The sequence below is a fragment of the Streptosporangium nanhuense genome (assembly GCF_059358815.1).
This window is the reverse complement of the sequence record NZ_JCADBG010000011.1, coordinates 189,125-207,979: the sequence shown is the minus strand read 5'-3', so window position 1 is coordinate 207,979 and position 18,855 is coordinate 189,125. Positions and strand designations below refer to the sequence as shown.

The window sequence follows — 18,855 nt, the reverse complement described above, 5'->3', positions numbered from 1 at the left end:
AGAGCGATCACTCAAGAGCGGCCCGGCGACTTTTTGGTCGATCGCTCAAGAAGGGTGTATCTTTTCTCTTGAGCGATCATTCAACAAAGGAGCAGTCATGTCAGGAGCACTGCAGGACAAAGTCGCCCTCGTCACCGGCGGCAGTCATGGCATCGGCCGGGCGACCGTCGAACGGTTCGCCCGCGACGGGGCGATCGTCGGGCTCGGCTACGGCCACGACGAGCCGGCGGCCCGCGACACGGTGGAGCGCATCCGCAAGGACGGCGGGCGCGCCTTCGCCGTGCACACGGAGCTGGGCACTCACGGTGACGCGGCTCGCTTCTGGGACGCCTTCGACGAGGCCGGCAAGGAGTACGTGCCCGACGGGAAGCTCGACATCCTCGTCCACAACGCCGCCAAGGGCAGCTTCGCCCGGCTGGCCGACCTCTCCGAGGAGGAGTTCGACCAGGTGATCGCGGTGAATGTGAAGGCGCCGTTCTTCATCACGAAGCTCGCGTTGCCACGACTGCGCGACGGCGGCCGGATCATCAACATCTCCAGCCTCGCGGCCACCGTCGCCAGCCCGGAACTGCTTGCCTACGGCGTCAGCAAAGCGGCGCTGAACACGTTCACCCTTGATCTGGCGTTGGACCTCGGCCCGCGCGGGATCACCGTCAACTCGGTGTCACCCGGCATCGTCATGACCAGGAACAGCCAATACCTGCGGGACAACGAGGAACTCGCGGCGCAACAGGTGGCCCGCGTCGCCCTCGGCCGGCTCGGCGAGTCGGAGGACGTGGCAAGCATCATCGCCTTCCTCGCCTCCGACGAGGGGCGCTGGGTGACCGGCCAGGTCATCGACGCTTCGGGTGGCACCGCGCTCTGAGCACGGCCGCCCGGGGTCAATCGGCGCCCGTGTCGCCCTCGGCATCTCGCGCAACCGCTGATGCGTGAGGACGCCGACCCGGGTGAGCACGTCGATCTGCGCGGTGTTGTGGAGCGAGACCACCGCGTCGACGAACGTCTGCATGGAAGGTGCCGTTGGGGTTGGAGTCGTCCTCGCCTCGCTGCTGACCCTCACCGGTTGCGCCGCCGACCCTGCCGTGCGGGACGCACGAGAGCATGTCGACCGGATCGCCGACCAGTTGAAGAGCTACGACCCGTGGATCGCCGAAGATGTCGGCTACTACCTCACCCAAAAGGAGCGGTACCTCACGGGCTTGGACGTCTCCGGTGACGGGCGCGACGATCCGGGACGCGTCCGGGTCAGAGTCCGAGGCAAGGACCGCACTCCACGGCCTCCCTGGGCCCGGCGGATACGTCCTCTCCTGTCGCGGTGGTGGTCGTCTGTTTCGACCTGGAGGTGATCAGGCCCGCGCCGGTGAACCACGTCACGGTACGCAAAGAAGACGGGAGAGTGAACATCACCGAGATCGACTGTCGCACGAACATCCCTCGACACACCTTCCGGGCGCCGGCCAGGGTACCGGCTCGGACCTACTCGTGGTTGAAGAAGCACCTGCCCACAACCCTCGACCTCGACGCGGCCCGACGCGCCGTCCGGGCTCTGGATCTGGACCCGCGCATCCGCGAGGAGGTCGCCGCGTACGACGGCAGGATCGGGATCGCCCTGCGAGAGCCGGGCGAGGACTCCTGTTCGCCCAGGTATGGCCGAACACCGTGCAGGTATGGAGCCCGTGGCGTCCATGGGCTCCTCCCGTGCTTCCCGCCGAACACGCCTGCAGTGCGGCGCAGGCCGCGAGCGGTTACTCCTGCTGATGCGGCTCGCCGATCAGCCTCAGGGGCAGATCACGCCGCGGCCGCTCAGGGGGCAGGCCAGGACGTCAAACGAACAGGCCCGCGAACGCACCCAAGCGCAGCGGCGCCAGGCAGCCCAGGCCGCCGAGCGGGCCCACTCCCGCCGCCCTCCCGCCGCCCTCCCGCCGCCAAGGGCACTGGCCGGCGAGCCCCACGACCATGCCACCGGCCGCTCCGCAGAGGACTGAGTACCGAGGTCTGCCGCGCCGCAGACGGGAACTGCCGACTCCAGGGTCAGGAAACCGGCAGTGCGATGCTGTCGATCGCGGCGTCGGCGATCCGGTTCCTGGTCTTCGCGTCGATCCCTGCCTTGGCGAGCGCTTCGAGCCCGCGATGCGTGGTGAGGATCAGTCCGCCGAGCACCTCGGCGTCGGCGGCCGGATCCAGGTGCCCGGCGCGCTGCGCCTGCTCGACAAGCTGGCGGCAGCTGTCGAGCAGCATTTCGTGCGTTGCGAGTGACCTGGTCGCGATGGCGTCGTTCTCTGACGCCAGTTCGGCCGTGGCCTTGGCCAGCAGACAGCCATCCCGACCGGTGTGGTTGTCCGGCGACGTGAGCCATTTGCGGAGGCGGTCGAGGGCCTGGTCCTCCGGGCCTTCGAGCCGGGCGGCGGCGTCCTCGTCGGCGTTTGCGCAGTACTCCTCGAATATTCGCTGGAACAGGGCCTCCTTGTCGCCGAACGCGCCGTAGAGGCTTCCCTTGCTGAGCCCTGTCGCGCGGGAGAGATCGTCGACCGAGGTGCCGTGGTAGCCGGTCTCGCTGAACTGCCGGCGCGCAGTGGCCAGGACGTCTTGCTCACTGAATTTCCGTGGTCGCCCCATGCCTCCATGGTACCCCGTTCTGAACGTTCGGTCCAGAACCTGTTATAGTGGACCGTATGTTCAGAACTGGCACCTCACCCGACACCACTGAGTTCGCAGGAAAGCGCGCGATCGTCACGGGAGGCAGTCGCGGGATCGGCGCGGCCATCGTGCAGCGGCTGCTCGACGGCGGCGCGACCGTCGTCACCACGGCGCGTAACGCCTCCGACGAGACGCCGAAGGCCGCCACCTTCATTCAGGGCGACATCGGCACGCTCGCGGGCGTGCAGGCATTCACCGCGGCGGCGCTCGACGAACTCGGCGGCGTCGACATCGTGGTCAACAACGCGGCGGCGGCACGCGCCCACATCGGGGGCATCTCATCCATCCCCGACGAGGAATGGATCGACGCACTCAACCTCAACTACCTGTCCGCCGTGAGGGTCAACAACGCGCTGCTGCCGGCGCTGCGCGAGGCCGGGCCGGGCAGCGTGATCGTCAACATCTCATCGGGAGCGGCCCTCACGCCGGCGCCGCCATTGGCTCACTACGGTGCCGCCAAGGCCGCCCTCAACACCTACGGCAAAGCGCTCGCTTCCGAGCTCGCGCCCGCCGGAATCCGCGTCACCACGATCATCCCCGGCAACGTGCTCACCCCGGGCGCCGACGCGATCCGCCAGAACTTCGCCGACGCGATGGACGTCCCGCTTGCCGCCACCACAGCGGGCATCCCTCTGGGACGTCCCGGAGACCCGCGCGACATCGCCGAGGCCGTCGCCTACCTCGCATCGGACCGGGCTCAGTGGGTCACCGGAGTAAGCCTGACGGTCGACGGCGGTGAACTCCCCGTCATCTAGACGCCGAAGTAGCGGCGGTGCTGATGGTCGGCTGCGCCGGGTTGGCCGCTTACGGCCCGCCCGTGGAGCGGATGATGTACCCCGAGTTCGGTGGAGTCGGCTTGGTTGATTCTCGTGCCGACTGGATCCGGGCGGCGACGTCCTTGTCCCACGGAGTTTTGCTCATGTCCTTGGGCGTACCCCGACTCGGAAGGAGCGGCGGTGACAGGCCTGGTCAGCCCTGTCCCGCCAAGGGGACGGTCGTGCGGAGCGTGCCGTCGTAGCTGCGCGCGCCGCAGAACGCCCCGGTGGCCTCGGCCAGTCCGTCGAGCACCGTGACCGCCCGCGCCCGGGTCGCGGTGTCCAGGTTGCGGGCGAGCGTCACATGCGGGAGCCACCGTCCCGGCGCGTGCAGCGGGTTGCCGTCGCAGGATCCGCCCAGCACCCGCCACACCCCCGCGTGTACGGCCAGCAGCCGGGCCTGCGGCACCACGCCCCAGGCGAGCACCCGCGCCCGGCCGGCGAACAGCAGCAGCGGCCCCAGCCTGACCGGCACCGGCAGGTCACCGAAGGCCTCGGCGAACGCGGCCGGCGCGTCGGGCGGCAGCCGTTCGCAGACCGCCAGCGTCAGATGGGGGCGGTTGGTCGGGTGCGGGTGCCGGGCCTGGCTGGGCAGTCCCTCGGCCGCCAGCCGGTCCCAGGCCGCGCGCACCGCCGCGTCGAGCATGTCGTCACAGGTCAGCTCGATGGTGTGCATCCGGCAACGGTAACGGTAACGGGCGCGCAGATCGGCGCGTCCGCTTCCTTCTCGGCCATACCTCGACGCTAAGCCGCTCCGCAGGGGCCGTCAGGTCCTTCCTCGCCGTCGGCCTTACCCGCCCCGCGGAGGGTCACGAAGTCACGAAACCTCGCAATGTCACCACCGTCACGCAGAGTGACTTTTCCCTGGGGGTGGATCGGGGCCCGCCGGGCCCGGCATCGGCGACGCCTCATCCCGCGGGACGGCTCGCGGCGGGTGAGGTGTCCATGCGCCAGGCCTGCCGCAGGATGACGGCCAGGCACACCACCTCCACGGTGGCCAGGACCAGGTAGTGAGGTTTCGCCGATCCGCCGCCGATGATGAACGCCGCGGTCAGCGGGGCCGCCACCACGGTGACCCGCCGGGTCACCGCCGGTTTCAACACACGCGACAACACCACCATCACGATCGGGATCTCGACCATGACCGCGGATCCCACCAGGAGCAGCGGGGTGACGGGAACGCCCTCGGCATGCCCCGCCATGAGCCCCCGCAGGAATCCGGCGTTCAGGAAACTGAGGACATCCGCGTAGAGCATGGTGAACATGACGACGATCCACAGGGTGGAGAGTCTTGCTCGCACGTCACTCATTTCGGCCTCGGCGCCTTTCTGGGTCGTTGGACGGGGGTCGTTGGAGGGGGTCCGGGGATTCCCGGCCGGTTCCGCGCGGCTGCCGGCGATGACGGAAGCTGTTCGTACCGGTCATGGGGACAGGCTGGCGCGACGGGCGGGCGCATCGCTACGGCCGCGGGTCGGCGCCCGGATGGCCGAAGGTCGGCGGTACGGGATCTACTTTGGTCGCATTCCGCTGGAGCGGGGGCGGCCGTACGCTTTGAGCGTGACGACCCCGGCAGGCCTGGAGCGTCGGACCCTGCTCCCCGCCGACGCGCTCAGCGACCCCGAGCCCGCCCCGGCGCGCCCGGCCGGACGCACCGGGCGCGACCGGGCGGCCGATGTGGCGTTGTTCCTGCTGGCCATCGGCCTCACGGCGCTCAACGTGATGGAAGGCCTCGGCCGGCATCCCGCGCCGGTGCCGTTCGCGGTGGACGTCGCCCTCGGCGGGCTGAGCTGCCTGGGGGTGTGGCTGCGCCGGCGCAGGCCGGTCGGCTTCGCGGTGGTCGTGGTGGCGTTCGGCGTCTATTCGATGTCGGCCGCGGGGGTGGCGCTGATCGCGCTGTTCACCGTCGCGGCGCACCGGCGCGTGGCGGTGGTCGGCCCGATCGTGGCCGGGTGCGTGCTGGCGCCGTTCCTGACGCCGCTGGTCCGGCCGGACGTCCCGGTGCCGCCCTGGTGGCAGGCCCTGCTGGGCTTCGCCTGCGTCGCCGCGGTGCTCGCCTGGGGAATGCTCGTACGAGCCCGGCGGCAGTCGCTGCGCGAACGGGCCCGGCGGGTCGAATCCGAGCGGGAACTGCGCCTCGCCCAGGTCCGCCGGTCCGAACGCGACCGGATCGCCCGGGAGATGCACGATGTGCTCGCCCACCGCCTGTCCCTGCTCAGCCTGCACGCCGGGGCGCTGGAGCTTCGTCCCGACGCCGCGCCCGAGGAGGTCGCCCGGGCCGCCGGGGTGATCCGCGACAGCGCGCACCGGGCGCTGGAGGATCTGCGCGAGGTCATCGGCATGCTCCGCGCCGGCCTCGACCGGTCCGGGGAGGCGCCGGAGCGGCCCCAGCCCACCCTGGCCGATCTTCCCGACCTGGTCGATCAGTCACGGCGCGCCGGCATGCGGGTGCTGCTCGACAGCCGGGTGCGGGAACCGGCGGCCGCGCCCGCGGCGATCGGGCGCGGCGCGTACCGGATCGTGCAGGAAGGGCTGACCAATGCCCGCAAGCACGGCCGCGACGGCCAGGTGTCGGTGGCCGTCGGCGGGGCGGCGGGGGAGGGGCTCACCGTTGAGGTGCGCAACCCGGCCGGCGCCACCACCGACGCCGGGATCCCGGGCGGCGGCAGTGGCCTGATCGGCCTGGCCGAGCGGGCCGGCCTGGCCGGTGGACGGCTGGAGTACGGCCCGACCGGCACGGGTGAGTTCCGGCTGTGGGCATGGCTGCCGTGGCCGGGGTGAACGCCGCGATCCGGGTCCTCATCGTGGACGACGACCCGCTGGTACGGGCCGGCCTGGCGATGATCATCGGCGGTTCGCCCGAGCTGAGCGTGGTGGGCGAGGCGGCCTGCGGAGCCGAGGTGCCCGCCGCGGTAGAGGCCTGTGCCCCGGACGTGGTGCTGATGGACATCCGCATGCCCGTACTGGACGGCCTGGCCGCCACCGAGCTGCTGCGTGCCCGGCCCGACCCGCCCGAGGTCATCGTGCTGACGACCTTCGACGCCGACGAGTACGTGCTGCGCGCCCTGCGCGCCGGGGCCGGTGGCTTCCTGCTCAAGCACACGCCGCCCGCCGAGATCCTGCGCGCGATCGTACGGGTGGCGGCCGGGGAGCCCATCTTGTCGCCGACGGTGACCCGCCAGTTGATCGCCCACGTCGCCGACACCGGCGCCGCCGCCCGGCGGCAGCACGCCGTACGCGTGCTGAGCCTGCTCAGCGGACGGGAACGGGAGGTGGCCGTCGCCGTGGGCCGGGGCAGGTCCAACGCCGAGATCAGCGGCGAGCTGTTCATGAGCGTCGCGACCGTGAAGGCCCACATCTCGCGCATCCTCGACAAGCTCGACCTCAACAACCGCACCCAGATCGCCCTGCTCGCCCACGACGCCGGCCTCACCGGCTGAATTCCACCCCGGCGGCACCTGGCCCGGATGCCCGCCGTCTCGCCTCCCGGGCGCGAGCCTGGCCGTCGCGCGCTTCGCCGGCGCCGCGTTGGCGGCCGTCGCGTTGGCGGCCGTCGCACCCGCGCTCATCGCCTTCTTCGTACAGACTTCAAGGGCAGGTCTTGCGGACATATCCGCTGGAGTCGGTACGCAGGTCCAGCAGCGCCTTACCTGCGGAGTTCAGTAATAAATCTACATTGTAAAGGCATCGGCTCGAAGGTCAAGATCATTTACAATGGACTGAAGACCTATCGCCCGCAAACATGAGGCCGCCCTTCCGGAGTGGAGGAAGCGGATCGCGCACCGATTAGGTTTCCGCGCCATGCCCGTCTGTACGTGTGAGATCGACTCACGAGAGGCTGACACGATGCGGAAACTGATCTTCGGCATGAACCTGAGCCTGGACGGCTACATCGCCGCGCCTGGTGACGACCTCGGCTGGAGCGTACCGAGCGACGAGCTGTTCCAGTGGTGGTCGGATCGGGTGGGGGCGACCGGCCTGGCGCTGTACGGGCGCAAACTGTGGGAGGCGATGAGCTCCCACTGGCCGACCGCCGACCAGCAGCCCGGCGCGACACCGGCGGAGATCGAGTACGCCCGCCGCTGGCGGGACATGCCGAAGGTGGTGTTCTCCTCGACGATCGACAAGGTCGACTGGAACACCCGCCTGGTCACCGGCGACGCGGTCACCGAGATCGCCCGGCTCAAGGCCGAGGACGGCGGTCCCATGGACATCGTCGGCGCCACGCTCGCCGGGGCGGCCATGCGGGCCGGGATGATCGACGAGTACGTGCTGGTCACCGCACCGGCCTTGCTGGGCGGCGGCACGCCGTTCTTCACGGCCCTGGACAGCTGGGTGAACCTGAACCTGGTGGAGACGCGGACGTTTCCCGGCGGCGTGGTGCTGACCCGATACGAGACGAGGCGATGAGCACGGCCGGATGCTCGGCTCGTGAGGCCGGGTCCTGGGCTCGTGAGGGCAGGTCCTGGGCTCGTGCAGGTCGAAATCCTTCCCGGCGTGCTCATCGTGACCCTCGGCCTTGAGGCAACCTTTCCCGGGCCCTTCCTCGCGTTCCGAGTGAGCTGTTGACCGACGTACCGGAGATGAGGGCGACGGCGTCGTTGATCGTGACGATGTTCTTCGGGTATGAAGACGCCCCGCCGGCAACGCCGGCGGGGCGGTGGGGTTCGCGTTGCCGCGTTGGTGTCCGGCAGGTCGGGGTGCTCGTTTCGCGGTGACGGCGGTGACGGCGGTGACGGCGGCCCGTGCGCCGGACTCGTCGGCGATGGGGACTCGTCTGATCACAGTGTCGGGGGCAGGTCCAGCCATGGTTTGCCGGTGGCGTCGAATCCGGTGAGCTCGGCGATCTCCCCGTCGACGATGTGCAGGACCGCGATGGCGAACAGCCGGTACTCCGGGTCGTCGGGGGTGCGGAGGTACAGTACGGCGGCAGGCATGCGGTTGACCGCCGTGGTGATACAGCGCCAGTCGTCGTGGCCGCGCTGGAAGAGCCCGCCGGAGATCCAGCCGTCCACCGCGTCCTTGGCCGTGATGACCGAGGTGCCCGCCTCGGGCAGCATCGCGAAGCGCAGGTCGTCGCGCAGCAGGGCCGTCAGCCCGTCCAGGTCGTTGCGCTCATGGGCGGTCATGTACGACTTCACCACGCCGCGCTCGTCATTCGACAGCTCGTGGGTGGTGGGGCTCCGCCAGTCGAGGCGGGGGGCGGGCAGCTGCTCGCGCATCGTCACACGCGCCCGCTGCAGTGCGCTGGTCACCGATGCGACGGTCAGTTCGAGGGCGTCGGCGGCCTTCGACGCCGGCCAGCCGAGGACGTCGCGCAGGATGAACACCGCCCGCTGCCGCGGCGGCAGGTGCTGGACGGCGACGATGAACGCCAGCTCGATCGTCTCCCGCGCCACCGCCGATTCCTGCGGGTCCTCGGGGAGCATCCGGTCGGGGTAGGGCTGCAGGTACAGCACCTCGGAGCCGGGGCCCGGCAGCTCGGACGGTACGGGTGTGCGGTCGTTGCGCTTCTCCAGGAAGTCGAGGCAGGCGTTCGTCGCGATCCGGTACAGCCAGGTCCGCAGTGCCGCATGGCCCTTGAACGACTCCCGCTTGTTCCACGCTCGCAGGAACGTCTCCTGCGTCAGGTCCTGGGCGTCCTCGTAGTTCGCGAGCATCCGGTAGCAGTGCACCTGCAGCTCACGCCGGTGGCGCTCCGTGATGAGTGCGAACCGCGCCGTGTCGCCTGAGCGGACCGCCGCGAGGAACGTGGCCTCGTCGGCGCCCAGCGGTCTGGTGTCGGTCATGGTCGTCAATCCTTCCATCGGTGCGAGGGCCAAGAGAACTGACGACGTGGCGGAGGATTTCTGATCGGTGAAGCCGCTGACACCGGGCCTTTCGCCAGGCCGGATGGGCCGGGACCGATCCGGGGAACGTGCTCCGGGCCGGGCACACCCTCGATGCCGAGGTCCCGGCGAAGAAGGTACTCGGCGCCGACTCCACCTCCGCCAACCCGTGCATCGCGAGCTGCGGTTTCAGGAGGAAAAGAGTCAAGGGTGAAGCGTTATTGTGCCGTGATCCAAATTTCCTGAGCGTGGGGCGTAACACTGAAGTCAGGCAGGATCCCGGGAGACAGGCAGGCCCTTGTTGACAGATCTGGTTTTTGACAGCAGCGCTCTTCCCGCCCCTGAGCGGTTGAACGGCTGGCGTGAGCTGGCCGCCGCGTCGTTTTTCCCGGTCGCGATCGAATCCGAACACCGAGACGACTTCCAGGCGTCGATGCGGCTACGGACGCACGGACCCATGCAGGTCAGTACGATCACCTCTTCGGCCTCAACCTCTACGCGATCGTCGAGTCTGATCCGCCGCAGCGATCCTGAACAGTACTTTCTCGCGCTCGTACAACGGGGAACCCTGGGACTGGACCACGCCAACGGGGAAGCGGGGGTGGGCGTCGGCAGCCTCGTCCTCTATGACTCCTCCAGCCCTTTCAGTGCCCACATGCTCACCCCGGCACTCTGGGCCCAAAAAGTGATGGTGGCGATCCCGAAAACGCATCTTCCGCTTCCGCCGAGGAAAATCACACCGCTCCTGGGCGCGAGCATCAGCAACAGCGACGGCCTCGGCGACATCCTCTCCCGCCTGATAACCCGCGCGGCTCTTCCTTCGAGCGCCGAGAGCGCCGAGAGCGCGGGCGAGGCCCGGCTCAGCGGTGCGCTGCTGGACCTGCTCTCCGTTCTCCTGGGTCACATGGCGGGCGATGTGCCGGTTCCCCCCGAGGCGCGCCACCACGGGCTGCTCCTGCGGATCCGGGCGTTCATCGCCGACAACCTCCACGACCCGTACCTGACACCGCAGATGGTCGCGGAAGCACACGACATCTCCCGGCGCCAGCTGAACCGGCTGTTCCACAACGAAGACCTGCCCGTGGCCGCCTGGATACGGCAACGCCGCCTCGCCCGATGTCACCGCGACCTGGCCGATCCGGCCCTGCGCTCCCAGGCCATCTACGTCATCGCCCGCCGCTGGGGGTTCACCGACGCCCCCTCCTTCACCCGCGCGTTCCGCGCCGGCTACGGCATGACACCGATCGAACACCGGCAGGCCGCCCTGCGTGCCGCCGGGCCCGCAAACACAAGAAACCCGGCCTGAAAAATCAACGACTTTCCTCCCGCATCACCTCAAACTCAAGATCGTGCCGGGACATCGTTCACATATGCGACATATGGGGCCGACTACTTCTGCGTCTGAACCCCTACACAACGACGCGAACCGGCTCTGCATGATCGGTTGCTTTTCCAGCACCCCGAACCGTTGTCTTCGGCCTGGCCGAGACGCCACGGCGGGCCGGGGTAACGCGAGGGCCTTCCTGCTCGCGCTGACGTGTTCGGAGGATGACAGGGTATGCGCCGGAGTTCGTCGTGGTCGTTTTCAGCCCGCATGAAGAAACGGACCTCGGTGGCCGTCGTCACGGCTGTGACCCCGGGGCTGTCGCTGTTCCGGGCGGTTCCGGTATCGGCCGCGGTGGTGCGACCGGCCCCGCTCCTCCACGGCACCCCCTACACCCCTGATTAGCCGACCGAGTCGGCGACGAGGCTTTCGTCGTCGGTCGACTCCGCGACCACAACAACGCGATCGGGCTCGACGGGCCTGGGGCGAAAAGGTCGGGGTCGACACTGGCGAGAGTTCGGGTAACTGCTTCGGGAGCGAATACGAGAGGCTCTGAACCGGGCCGACGCGCCCAACCCACGCCGTTGTCCCCGCCCGCCATCGAATTTCCCCGGATCGCACCCCACCGTCGGGCAACCCGCCGCCGTGGCCGATGCGTCTGTACCGTCAGCAGACCAACGGAAGGCAACCAGGTGGCCGACAGGGCTATATTTCAGGACTTCGTGGTGGCGCGGTCCGACCGGCTCCTGCGCTTCGCGTACCTCCTCACCCACGACTGGGCCACGGCCGAGGACCTCCTGCAGGAATCTTTGGCGAAGGCGTGGTTCGCCTGGCCGGGCATCGACGAGCCGGAGGCGTATGTGCGGCGGGTGCTCATCACGACCCACACCTCGTGGTGGCGCAGGCGGTGGCGCCGGGAACTGCCCAGCGACGGCCTGCCGGAGAAGCCGGTGCACGACCAGGTGGCGGACGAGCGGGCGGCGCTCTGGCGGGCGGTGGGCCGTCTGCCCGCCCGGCAGCGCGCGGTGATCGTGCTGCGGTTCTACGAGGACCTCCCGGTGGCCGAGGTGGCCCAGCTCATCGGCTGCAACCCCGGGACGGTCAAGAGCCAGACCGCCAAGGCGCTGGCCAAGCTGAGAATCGACGAGTCGGTGGTTAGGGAGCTGCAGAGGTGACCGTAGAGAATCTCCGCGACGTACTGCGCGAGCACGCCGACCTGCTGCCGCCGCCGAACCCGTCGCGCGACGAGCAGGTACGCGACCGCGTGCGAAGGACCCGGAGGCGCAGGCGGACCGCGGTGGGCGCGGTGGGCACGGTGGGCGCGGCCGTCGTGGCGGCGGCGGTGGCGCTGGCCGTGCCGCTCCTGCCCGCCACGCCGCAGCCCGAGACCGCCACGACGGTCTCGGATGGGCTCATGCCCGTGCTGCCGGAGCGGTTCACCTCGGCGGACGGCACAGGCTACCGGCTCGTGGCCAGGACCGCGATCGAGAAGACGGGCAACGCCAAGGCCACGCTCAAGGTCCCCTACACCGGCAAGCCGCTGGACGTCGGAGGCATGTGCGTGGGGCCGGACGACAGCCCGCCGCGAATCGAGGTCACGGGGTCTCGGCTGCGCATACCGGTCTCGTTCATGAACTGTGATCGGGAGCTGCGGCTGCAGCCGCTGGACGTCCCCGAAGGCGTCACGGAGGTGACGGCCACTTTCAGCACGGTGACCTCCGGTCAGGGCTGCACCCGGGAGGAGCCGGGTGGTCCGTGCGTCACCCAGGCGCGTGCGCGTGGTTCGTGGGTGCTGGGCGTATACGAGTGGACCCCGCCCGCACGACCGGTCACGCCCGACCCACCGCGAAACATCCCCGGGAAGATAGGCAAGTGGCAGCTCGCCGAAACGAAAAGCGGCCTGTGGCCGCAGGACACCACGGCCACCTTCGAGGTCGGCGGCAAGGCGGGCAGGGTCGCCCTCGACCAGCTCTGCTCGGGCGAGCTGGCCACGCGGCTGCAGTTCAGCTTCAGGACGAACGGCCAGAGCGGGGGCGCCATCAAGAATTGCGGTGTCTGGACCTCAGGCAGGTTCCCGATGGCGATGAGCGAGCTCCACCTGACCGAGCCCACCACCATCACCGTGGAGCTCTTCATGGCCGGTCAGTCCACCAACCGCCCGATCCGGTGGTCGGTCGGCCTGTTCGAGCGATCGTAGGAACATGTCCGCCACGCCAGTGTGGGGCAGCCGAGGCAGGGCCGGAAGCGGCCATCGATCGCGCTGCGGCGGTGTGAACATGGCAACCTCGGAAGTCCAGGTGCCCTACCCCCACGGCGCGATGCCGAAGGGGACGTCGGCGATACTGTGGGCGTGGAGTACGTGTCCAGAGTGCCGCGACCGCCGCTGGACGGGCTGATCGACGACCTTTACTACCTGGAGGGTGCGCCTCCGTACACCCGGCTGACGCTGCCGCCGAGTCCGTCGGCGTTGCTCATCGTCAACCTCGGGGCGCCGTTTCGCATCCGCGCCGGCACCGACATCGAGATGGCCGAGTACGCCGACGGCTGCGTGATCACCATGCCCACCCGCGCCTTCGAGTTCGGCTATCCGCCGGGGACCCGGTCCGTCGGCGTGCACGTCAAGCCGTGGGGGCTGGCGCCGTTCCTGCCGATGCCCGCGGCCGAGCTGTGTGACCGGCCGGTGACGGTGGAGCAGGTTTGGGGGCGGCCCGCCGTCGCCGAGTTGCGAGACCGGCTGGCCACGGCGGCCGGACCGCACGAGATGCTGACGCTGCTCGAGGAGGAGCTGATGCGACGGCTGGGCGAGACCGCCGGCCTGGGGCTGGTCCGCCATACGAGCAGCGTCATCGCGGCGGCCGGCGGGGCGGTGGCGATCGGCGACCTGAGCGTGGCGGCCGGTGTCAGCGGCACTCACCTGGCACAGCGGTTCAAGGAGCTCATCGGCGTCACGCCGAAGCGGCTGGCCCGCACCTACCGCTTCACCGCCTCCGTGTTCGCGATCGACCCCGCCGGGCCGATCGACTGGGGCGAGCTCGCCGGTGGCGCGGGCTACTTCGACCAGGCCCACTTCGGTCACGAGTTCCGGGCGTTCACCGGGCTCACGCCGACCCGGTACGTCGAAGTGCGGCAGCGGTTCCTGCGCGAACATCCCGGTCACGTGTTCGATGGCTGGCCGCTGCCGGCCGATTGATTTCTTACAAGAGCGACAGCTCACGACCCGCTAATTTGGGGCCACCCCGAAGTAGAGGAGAGCCCCGTGGGCAAGGTCGTCATGTACAGCACGGTGTCGGTGGACGGTTTCATCGCGGATGAGAATGACCAGCCCGGACCGCTGTTCGACTGGTTGACCGGCGGTGACGTCCCGTTGGACGAGAGCGGTGGGCTGAAGGTGTCGCAGACGTCCTACGACTACACCCGGCCGTACTGGGATCGGATCGGGGTGACGATCGCCGGCCGCCACGTCTTCGACATGACGGACGGCTGGGACGGGAAGCCTCCGAGCGGGATCGACCACGTGGTCGTCGTGACACACCGGCCGATGCCCGAGGGCTGGGACCCCCAGGCGCCGTTTCACTTCGTCGACGGCGTCGAGGCGGCCGTGGCCAAGGCGCAGGAGCTCGCGGGTGACCGCATGGTCGAGGTCGCCGCCGGCGACGTCGGCGGCCAGGCGCTTGCCGCGGGCCTGGTCGACGAGGTGCGCATGGACGTCGTACCCGTGGTGTTCGGGTCCGGCAAGCGTTACTTCGGGTCGGTCGACGCGCAGCACCTGTTGGAGGATCCTGACGTGGTGATTCAGGGCAACCGGGTGCTTCACCTGCGCTATCGGGTGCGCCGTTGACTGATCTGAGCGGGTACGCGAAGAAGTCCGCTGCGAACGGTGACACAAGATCGGGCCTCCGGCCGCGTTTGCGCATCGCCGGCGCCGGTCGGGCGGCCGACGCCGATCCGCCCAGCACCGGGCGCTCGGGGGACGGCGTCGTGGGGGAGGAGCCTGAAGAACTCCGCCGACATCTCCGCGCGGGCTCTGAAGCCATCTGGCCGGCGAGGTCGCCGACCGGGGGAGCGGCGCACCCCCTGGATGCGGGGTGACGAGAGCAGCAGATCGCACGGGGCGGACGTCCTTACCTGGGGAGTTCAATAATAAATCTACAACGTAAAGGCGTCGGCTCGAAGTTCAAGATCATTTACAGCCGAGCCCTCGACGTGCAGGCCGGCGGCCTGTCGCAGCGGATCGAGCCGTAGCGGACGCCGGAAGGCGACCACCTCGGACCTCCTGCGCCACGGCGCCGGCGACCCGGTGGCGCCGTTCATGCTTCTTCTGGGCGGCGGTGGCGCGTCGTTCGGCGGCGGTGATGCGTTCGGTGGCACGCTGTTCGGCGACCGCGACCGCGGGAGGTCACCGCTTCGCGTGCGCCTTCCGCGACGCCGCCGAGGACCGGGTCGCCGAGCGGCCCGGCTTCTTCGGCCCGCCGGGCCCGCGGCCGGACGACACCGGGCTCCGGTCTCGCGGAACTGGTCGTTGCGGAACTGGTCGTTTCCGCGAATCACGCACTTCGCGATCCAGGAGATGGGCCGGGCACGAAGGTTGCCAAGACAGTTGGTGACCTTGGAGGCTCTCCTTACCGACGCGCGTGCGACCTTCCAGGAGTGCCCTGTGATCATCGAGGATCTGTCCGAGCCGGAACTCGCCCTCTGGGAGGCGTTTCCCGTAGCGCGTCCTGTGGATCTTTCCGGCACCCCCGTCCGGGCCGCGGTCATCGCGGGGATGTTGCTCGGCGCACAGGAACGCCTCGCGGGGCAGACGCCCGGCATGCACCTGTCCGGTGCCCGGATCGCGGGCCGGTTGGACCTGTCGTACGCCGAGGTGCAACACCCTCTGGTCTTGACCAGGTGCGAGTTCGAGGAAGCGCCGGTCTTCACCGGAGCCCGCACCGGCCTGGTGGACCTCGCGGCCTCCCGGGCACCCGGACTGCAGGCCGTGGACGCTGTGATCGGCGGGGCACTGCGCCTGGAAGGCTGCGAGATGACCGGCCCGATCCAGCTCGCCGGGGCCCACGTGTCCGGGACGTTGAATCTCAGCGGCGCGGCGATCCACGCACTTCAGGCGGTCCATGCCGACGGCCTGATCGTCGACCGTGATCTTCTGTGCGCGAACGCCGTCATCGACGGTGAGTTACGCGTTGTCGGCGCCAGGATCGGCGGGACGATGACCCTCGACGGCGCACGGGTCGGGCGGTCGGGCGGCTTCAGCCTCACCGCCGAGGGGGCGGTCATCGACGGCGGGCTGTCGGGTGCCCGCGGTTTCCGCTCCTGGGGGGAGCTGAGCGTGCAGGACGCCCGGATAGGGCGCCGGTGCGTCTTCAGCGGAGCCCAGCTGTCCAACCCGGACGGCATCGCCCTGAACGCGGAGAGACTCAGTGTCGAGGGCGGGCTGCGCATCGATGACGGCTTCTCGGCCGAAGGCGAAATCCTTCTGCGCGGAGCCCGCGTGGCCGGTTCGCTCCGTTTCGCGCAGGCGAGCCTCGCCAATCCGGGAGGACGCGTACTGAACGCGCCGCTGATGGAGATCGGCAGCGGGCTGCGGCTCACACCAGGTTTCGTGGCGAACGGAGAGGTCTTTCTGGACTCCACCCAGGTCCGCGGATCGGTCAACCTCGACGGCGGGACGTTGTCCAACCCGGGCGCGACGGCGCTCTCCCTGCGCCGGCTGGGGGTCACCGGCAGGCTCAGCTGCAGCGAAGGCTTCCGTGCCGACGGGGAGATCGTGCTCGTCAACGCCCGGATCGAGGGCAGCGTGGAGTTTCACGGTGCCGCCCTCAGCAATCCCGGCGGGCGGGTCCTGTCCCTGTGGGAGGTGATCGCGGGCGGGGGCATCGACTGCTGCGAAGGCTTCACGGCCGCAGGAGACGTCTCGATCAGGAACTCCCGGATCGCCGCCACGCTGTGCCTCGCGGAGACCACCGTCGACGGTGACCTTCACCTTCGTGGTGTGGAGGCGGCTTCGCTGAGGATCGGGCCCCAGACGGAACTGCTGCGGGCCGTCGACCTTCGCCACAGCCGGGTCGGCGTACTCGATGATGTTCCCGGCCGGTGGCCCGCTCACGTCCTGATGAACGGCTTCACCTATGACAGCCTGGAGGCTCCCCTGCCTGTCCGGGAGCGACTTGACTGGCTGGCCAGGGAGGACTACCAGCCTCAACCCTATGAGCAGTTGGCCGCCGTCTACCGCCGGCAGGGTCACGACGAGGCTGCTCGCGACGTGCTGCTGGCCAAACAGCGTCGCCGCCGCTCGGGGCAGCGGCTCGGGGCGCGGCTGTGGGGGTACGTGCAGGACTGGACCGTCGGGTACGGCTACCGGCCCTTTCGCGCCGCGCTCTGGCTCGCAGCCCTTCTCCTTGTCGGCACGGTCGTTTTCACCGCCCACCAGCCACCGGCCTTCAAGCCGGGCGAGGCTCCTGCCTTCAACGCCTTCCTCTACACCCTGGACCTGCTCCTGCCGATCATCAGCTTCGGACAGGAGAGCGCCTTCGGCCCGCGCGGCGCGCAACAGTGGCTCGCCGCGGCGATGATCACTGCGGGGTGGATCCTCGCGACGACCATCCTGGCAGGCCTCACCCGCGCACTCTCGCGCCAGTAACGCGACCGGAAGCGACCACTTTGACGCCGTCTCAGCAGCCACTGACAGGGTGATCTCCCCAGGAGCTGGGGCCACGGTCGGCACAGCACCTCCGTCTCCGTCGTCACCCAGGGTTGCTTTGCCCCGGGTGACGACGGAGACGAGCGGGAGGCCTGGGAGCGGGCACGATCGATCACGAGCATCCGATCATTGAGATCGCGTCGGGCGGCGGTTCGGCGGTGTCCTCCGGCCTCCTGCGAACGGGTTCGACAGGCCGTCGATATTCGATGGCGTCCTGAGGCGGGGAGGAGGCAGGATCCGGTGCATGAGCCTGCGCTTCCACGAGATCGCCGAAGGACGCCACCGGATACTCAACCCGATCACCGACGCCAAGCTCGACCTGCTGGGCGAGGTGGCCCGGCTGCGGCCGGGCATGCGCCAGCTCGACCTCGCGAGCGGCAAGGGCGAGATGCTCTGCCGGTGGGCCGTCGCGCACGGGGTGGAGGGTGTCGGGGTGGACATCAGCCACGTCTTCCATGCTGCCGCCGTGGCACGGGCGGCCGAACTCGGCGTCGAGGACAAGGTGCGCTTCGAACGGGCGGAGGCGGCGCACTACGCCGCGGGCGTCAAGGGAGCGGACTACGATCTGGTCTCGTGCATCGGCGCCACCTGGATCGGCGGAGGCCTCAGCGGCACCCTCGACCTCATGCTTCCCGCGCTCGCCGAGGGCGGCACCCTGCTGGTGGGCGAGCCGTACTGGATCGACGAGCCGCCGCCGGAGGCCTACGAGGCCCTGGGCATGGAGCCGGGGGAGTTCACCTCGCTGGGCGGCACCCTCGAACGGTTCGAGTCGTGCGGGGTCGAGCTGGCCGAGATGGTGCTGGCCGACGGCGACAGCTGGGACCGCTACATGGCGAGCCAGTGGTGGAGCCTCATCGACCACCTCGCCGCCGAGCCCGCCGACCCCGAAGCCGATGAGATCCGGGAGTTCCTCGACCGGGCCCGGAGCTCGCACCTCATGTACGGCAGGCGCTACCTCGGCTGGGGCGTCTTCGTGCTCAGGCGGCCGAAGGGGCCGGTGTGATGCCGTTCGTCGCACGGGGTACGGAAGCCACCCATCTGCGCTTTCGCGACCCGAACGACTCATGGACACGTGACGGCCTCAACGACCCGATGTACACCATCCGCGCGGCCCCGGCCTGCCGGACTCGACTTCGACAACCGTCGCTCGCGCAGGCAGGTGATGACCAAGCTCGTCCAGGACGATCTCACCGTGCTCGTTGCGGGCACCACCGGCGTCACCTGCTTCCTGGGCACGGTGAAAGGTACGTTCGCGGGCACGCCGTTCGCCATGCGGCTGCGCTCTACCCGCATCTGGGTGCATACCGACGAGCACGGCTGGCGCATCCCGGCCGCCCACGCCAGCCCGGCACAACGTCACTCCCGCCTGCTCAAGGCAGCCTGTACGGCCGAGGTGATGCACGGGTCGCCTTGGTGATCGACCGGTTGACCAAGTGCTCGGGGCCGTACTGGGAGCAGGTCTCCGCCAGGCGTATCTCGACCTCGACCGGCACGGCT

The 18,855-nt window shown here is 69.6% G+C and carries 18 protein-coding genes; 14 read left to right on the top strand and 4 right to left on the bottom strand.

Features of this window, described 5'->3' with window-relative positions; all coding sequences use genetic code 11:
- Nucleotides 1-97 precede the first annotated feature (97 nt).
- Both AC5L38_RS22335 and AC5L38_RS22330 read left to right on the top strand, forming a co-directional pair.
- A complete protein-coding gene (locus tag AC5L38_RS22335; RefSeq protein WP_495244763.1) occupies nt 98-865 on the top strand; it encodes an SDR family NAD(P)-dependent oxidoreductase in 768 nt (255 codons plus the stop codon).
- An 82-nt stretch (nt 866-947) separates the two neighbouring features.
- Entirely contained in the window at nt 948-1,346 is a 399-nt protein-coding gene (locus AC5L38_RS22330) for a hypothetical protein (RefSeq protein ID WP_495244762.1), read from the top strand.
- Nucleotides 1,347-2,031: 685 nt separating this feature from the next.
- On the opposite strand, the gene AC5L38_RS22325 is transcribed toward AC5L38_RS22330, so the two are convergent.
- Nucleotides 2,032-2,616: a TetR/AcrR family transcriptional regulator gene (locus AC5L38_RS22325; protein ID WP_495244761.1), complete on the bottom strand. Its 585-nt coding sequence runs from the start codon at nt 2,614-2,616 to the stop codon at nt 2,032-2,034.
- A gap of 56 nt (nt 2,617-2,672) precedes the next feature.
- On the opposite strand from AC5L38_RS22325, the gene AC5L38_RS22320 reads away from it, so the two are divergent.
- On the top strand, nt 2,673-3,452 hold the full coding sequence (locus tag AC5L38_RS22320; protein WP_495244760.1) for an SDR family oxidoreductase: 780 nt from the start codon (nt 2,673-2,675) through the stop codon (nt 3,450-3,452).
- 214 nt (nt 3,453-3,666) lie between these two features.
- Here the strand turns inward: AC5L38_RS22320 and AC5L38_RS22315 are convergent, their stop codons facing one another.
- Nucleotides 3,667-4,188, bottom strand: a complete 522-nt coding sequence (locus tag AC5L38_RS22315) for a 2'-5' RNA ligase family protein (protein WP_495244759.1) — start codon at nt 4,186-4,188, stop codon at nt 3,667-3,669.
- A 232-nt stretch (nt 4,189-4,420) separates the two neighbouring features.
- Nucleotides 4,421-4,813 (bottom strand): DUF6326 family protein, encoded by a 393-nt coding sequence (locus AC5L38_RS22310; protein WP_495244758.1) that lies wholly within the window; start codon nt 4,811-4,813, stop codon nt 4,421-4,423.
- Between the two features lie 256 nt (nt 4,814-5,069).
- On the opposite strand from AC5L38_RS22310, the gene AC5L38_RS22305 reads away from it, so the two are divergent.
- The 3 genes from AC5L38_RS22305 to AC5L38_RS22295 all read left to right on the top strand — a co-directional run bounded on the left by AC5L38_RS22305 (nt 5,070) and on the right by AC5L38_RS22295 (nt 7,919).
- Nucleotides 5,070-6,290 (top strand): sensor histidine kinase, encoded by a 1,221-nt coding sequence (locus AC5L38_RS22305; RefSeq protein WP_495244757.1) that lies wholly within the window; start codon nt 5,070-5,072, stop codon nt 6,288-6,290.
- Nucleotides 6,269-6,949: a response regulator gene (locus AC5L38_RS22300; protein ID WP_495244756.1), complete on the top strand. Its 681-nt coding sequence runs from the start codon at nt 6,269-6,271 to the stop codon at nt 6,947-6,949. The genes AC5L38_RS22305 and AC5L38_RS22300 overlap by 22 nt, the downstream gene beginning before the upstream one ends.
- 406 nt (nt 6,950-7,355) lie before the next feature.
- Nucleotides 7,356-7,919: a dihydrofolate reductase family protein gene (locus AC5L38_RS22295; RefSeq protein ID WP_495244755.1), complete on the top strand. Its 564-nt coding sequence runs from the start codon at nt 7,356-7,358 to the stop codon at nt 7,917-7,919.
- A 371-nt stretch (nt 7,920-8,290) separates the two neighbouring features.
- Here the strand turns inward: AC5L38_RS22295 and AC5L38_RS22290 are convergent, their stop codons facing one another.
- Entirely contained in the window at nt 8,291-9,298 is a 1,008-nt protein-coding gene (locus AC5L38_RS22290; protein WP_495244754.1) for an RNA polymerase subunit sigma-70, read from the bottom strand.
- Nucleotides 9,299-9,635: 337 nt separating this feature from the next.
- Here AC5L38_RS22290 and AC5L38_RS22285 point away from each other — a divergent pair, with 337 nt between their 5' ends.
- The 8 genes from AC5L38_RS22285 to AC5L38_RS22250 all read left to right on the top strand — a co-directional run bounded on the left by AC5L38_RS22285 (nt 9,636) and on the right by AC5L38_RS22250 (nt 18,775).
- Nucleotides 9,636-10,643 carry an AraC-like ligand-binding domain-containing protein gene (locus tag AC5L38_RS22285; protein ID WP_495244753.1) on the top strand — a complete coding sequence of 336 codons (1,008 nt, stop codon included), beginning with the start codon at nt 9,636-9,638 and terminating at the stop codon, nt 10,641-10,643.
- A gap of 710 nt (nt 10,644-11,353) precedes the next feature.
- Nucleotides 11,354-11,836, top strand: coding sequence for a SigE family RNA polymerase sigma factor (locus AC5L38_RS22280; protein ID WP_495244752.1), 483 nt, complete (start codon nt 11,354-11,356; stop codon nt 11,834-11,836).
- The gene (locus tag AC5L38_RS22275) at nt 11,833-12,858 is read left to right on the top strand and encodes a hypothetical protein (RefSeq protein WP_495244751.1); all 1,026 of its coding nucleotides are present in this window, start codon (nt 11,833-11,835) and stop codon (nt 12,856-12,858) included. Before AC5L38_RS22280 ends, AC5L38_RS22275 begins: the two co-directional genes overlap by 4 nt.
- A 153-nt stretch (nt 12,859-13,011) precedes the next feature.
- Nucleotides 13,012-13,851, top strand: a complete 840-nt coding sequence (locus AC5L38_RS22270; protein WP_495244750.1) for a helix-turn-helix domain-containing protein — start codon at nt 13,012-13,014, stop codon at nt 13,849-13,851.
- Nucleotides 13,852-13,917: 66 nt separating this feature from the next.
- Complete coding sequence (locus AC5L38_RS22265; RefSeq protein WP_495244749.1) at nt 13,918-14,499, top strand: dihydrofolate reductase family protein; 582 nt, start codon at nt 13,918-13,920, stop codon at nt 14,497-14,499.
- Between the two features lie 816 nt (nt 14,500-15,315).
- The gene (locus tag AC5L38_RS22260) at nt 15,316-17,298 is read left to right on the top strand and encodes a hypothetical protein (protein ID WP_495244748.1); all 1,983 of its coding nucleotides are present in this window, start codon (nt 15,316-15,318) and stop codon (nt 17,296-17,298) included.
- 304 nt (nt 17,299-17,602) lie between these two features.
- Nucleotides 17,603-18,361 (top strand): SAM-dependent methyltransferase, encoded by a 759-nt coding sequence (locus AC5L38_RS22255; protein ID WP_495244747.1) that lies wholly within the window; start codon nt 17,603-17,605, stop codon nt 18,359-18,361.
- A gap of 159 nt (nt 18,362-18,520) precedes the next feature.
- Entirely contained in the window at nt 18,521-18,775 is a 255-nt protein-coding gene (locus tag AC5L38_RS22250; protein ID WP_495244746.1) for a nuclear transport factor 2 family protein, read from the top strand.
- Nucleotides 18,776-18,855 lie beyond the last annotated feature (80 nt).

What these genes read in the sequence shown, in the direction of transcription:
- AC5L38_RS22335 (WP_495244763.1), top strand. Translation starts at nt 98, where the DNA reads ATGTCAGGAGCACTGCAGGACAAAGTCGCCCTCGTCACCGGCGGCAGT.
- AC5L38_RS22320 (WP_495244760.1), top strand. Translation starts at nt 2,673, where the DNA reads ATGTTCAGAACTGGCACCTCACCCGACACCACTGAGTTCGCAGGAAAG.
- AC5L38_RS22295 (WP_495244755.1), top strand. Translation starts at nt 7,356, where the DNA reads ATGCGGAAACTGATCTTCGGCATGAACCTGAGCCTGGACGGCTACATC.
- AC5L38_RS22300 (WP_495244756.1), top strand. Translation starts at nt 6,269, where the DNA reads ATGGCTGCCGTGGCCGGGGTGAACGCCGCGATCCGGGTCCTCATCGTG.
- AC5L38_RS22250 (WP_495244746.1), top strand. Translation starts at nt 18,521, where the DNA reads ATGACCAAGCTCGTCCAGGACGATCTCACCGTGCTCGTTGCGGGCACC.
- AC5L38_RS22255 (WP_495244747.1), top strand. Translation starts at nt 17,603, where the DNA reads ATGAGCCTGCGCTTCCACGAGATCGCCGAAGGACGCCACCGGATACTC.
- AC5L38_RS22325 (WP_495244761.1), bottom strand. Translation starts at nt 2,616, where the DNA reads ATGGGGCGACCACGGAAATTCAGTGAGCAAGACGTCCTGGCCACTGCG.
- AC5L38_RS22315 (WP_495244759.1), bottom strand. Translation starts at nt 4,188, where the DNA reads ATGCACACCATCGAGCTGACCTGTGACGACATGCTCGACGCGGCGGTG.
- AC5L38_RS22290 (WP_495244754.1), bottom strand. Translation starts at nt 9,298, where the DNA reads ATGACCGACACCAGACCGCTGGGCGCCGACGAGGCCACGTTCCTCGCG.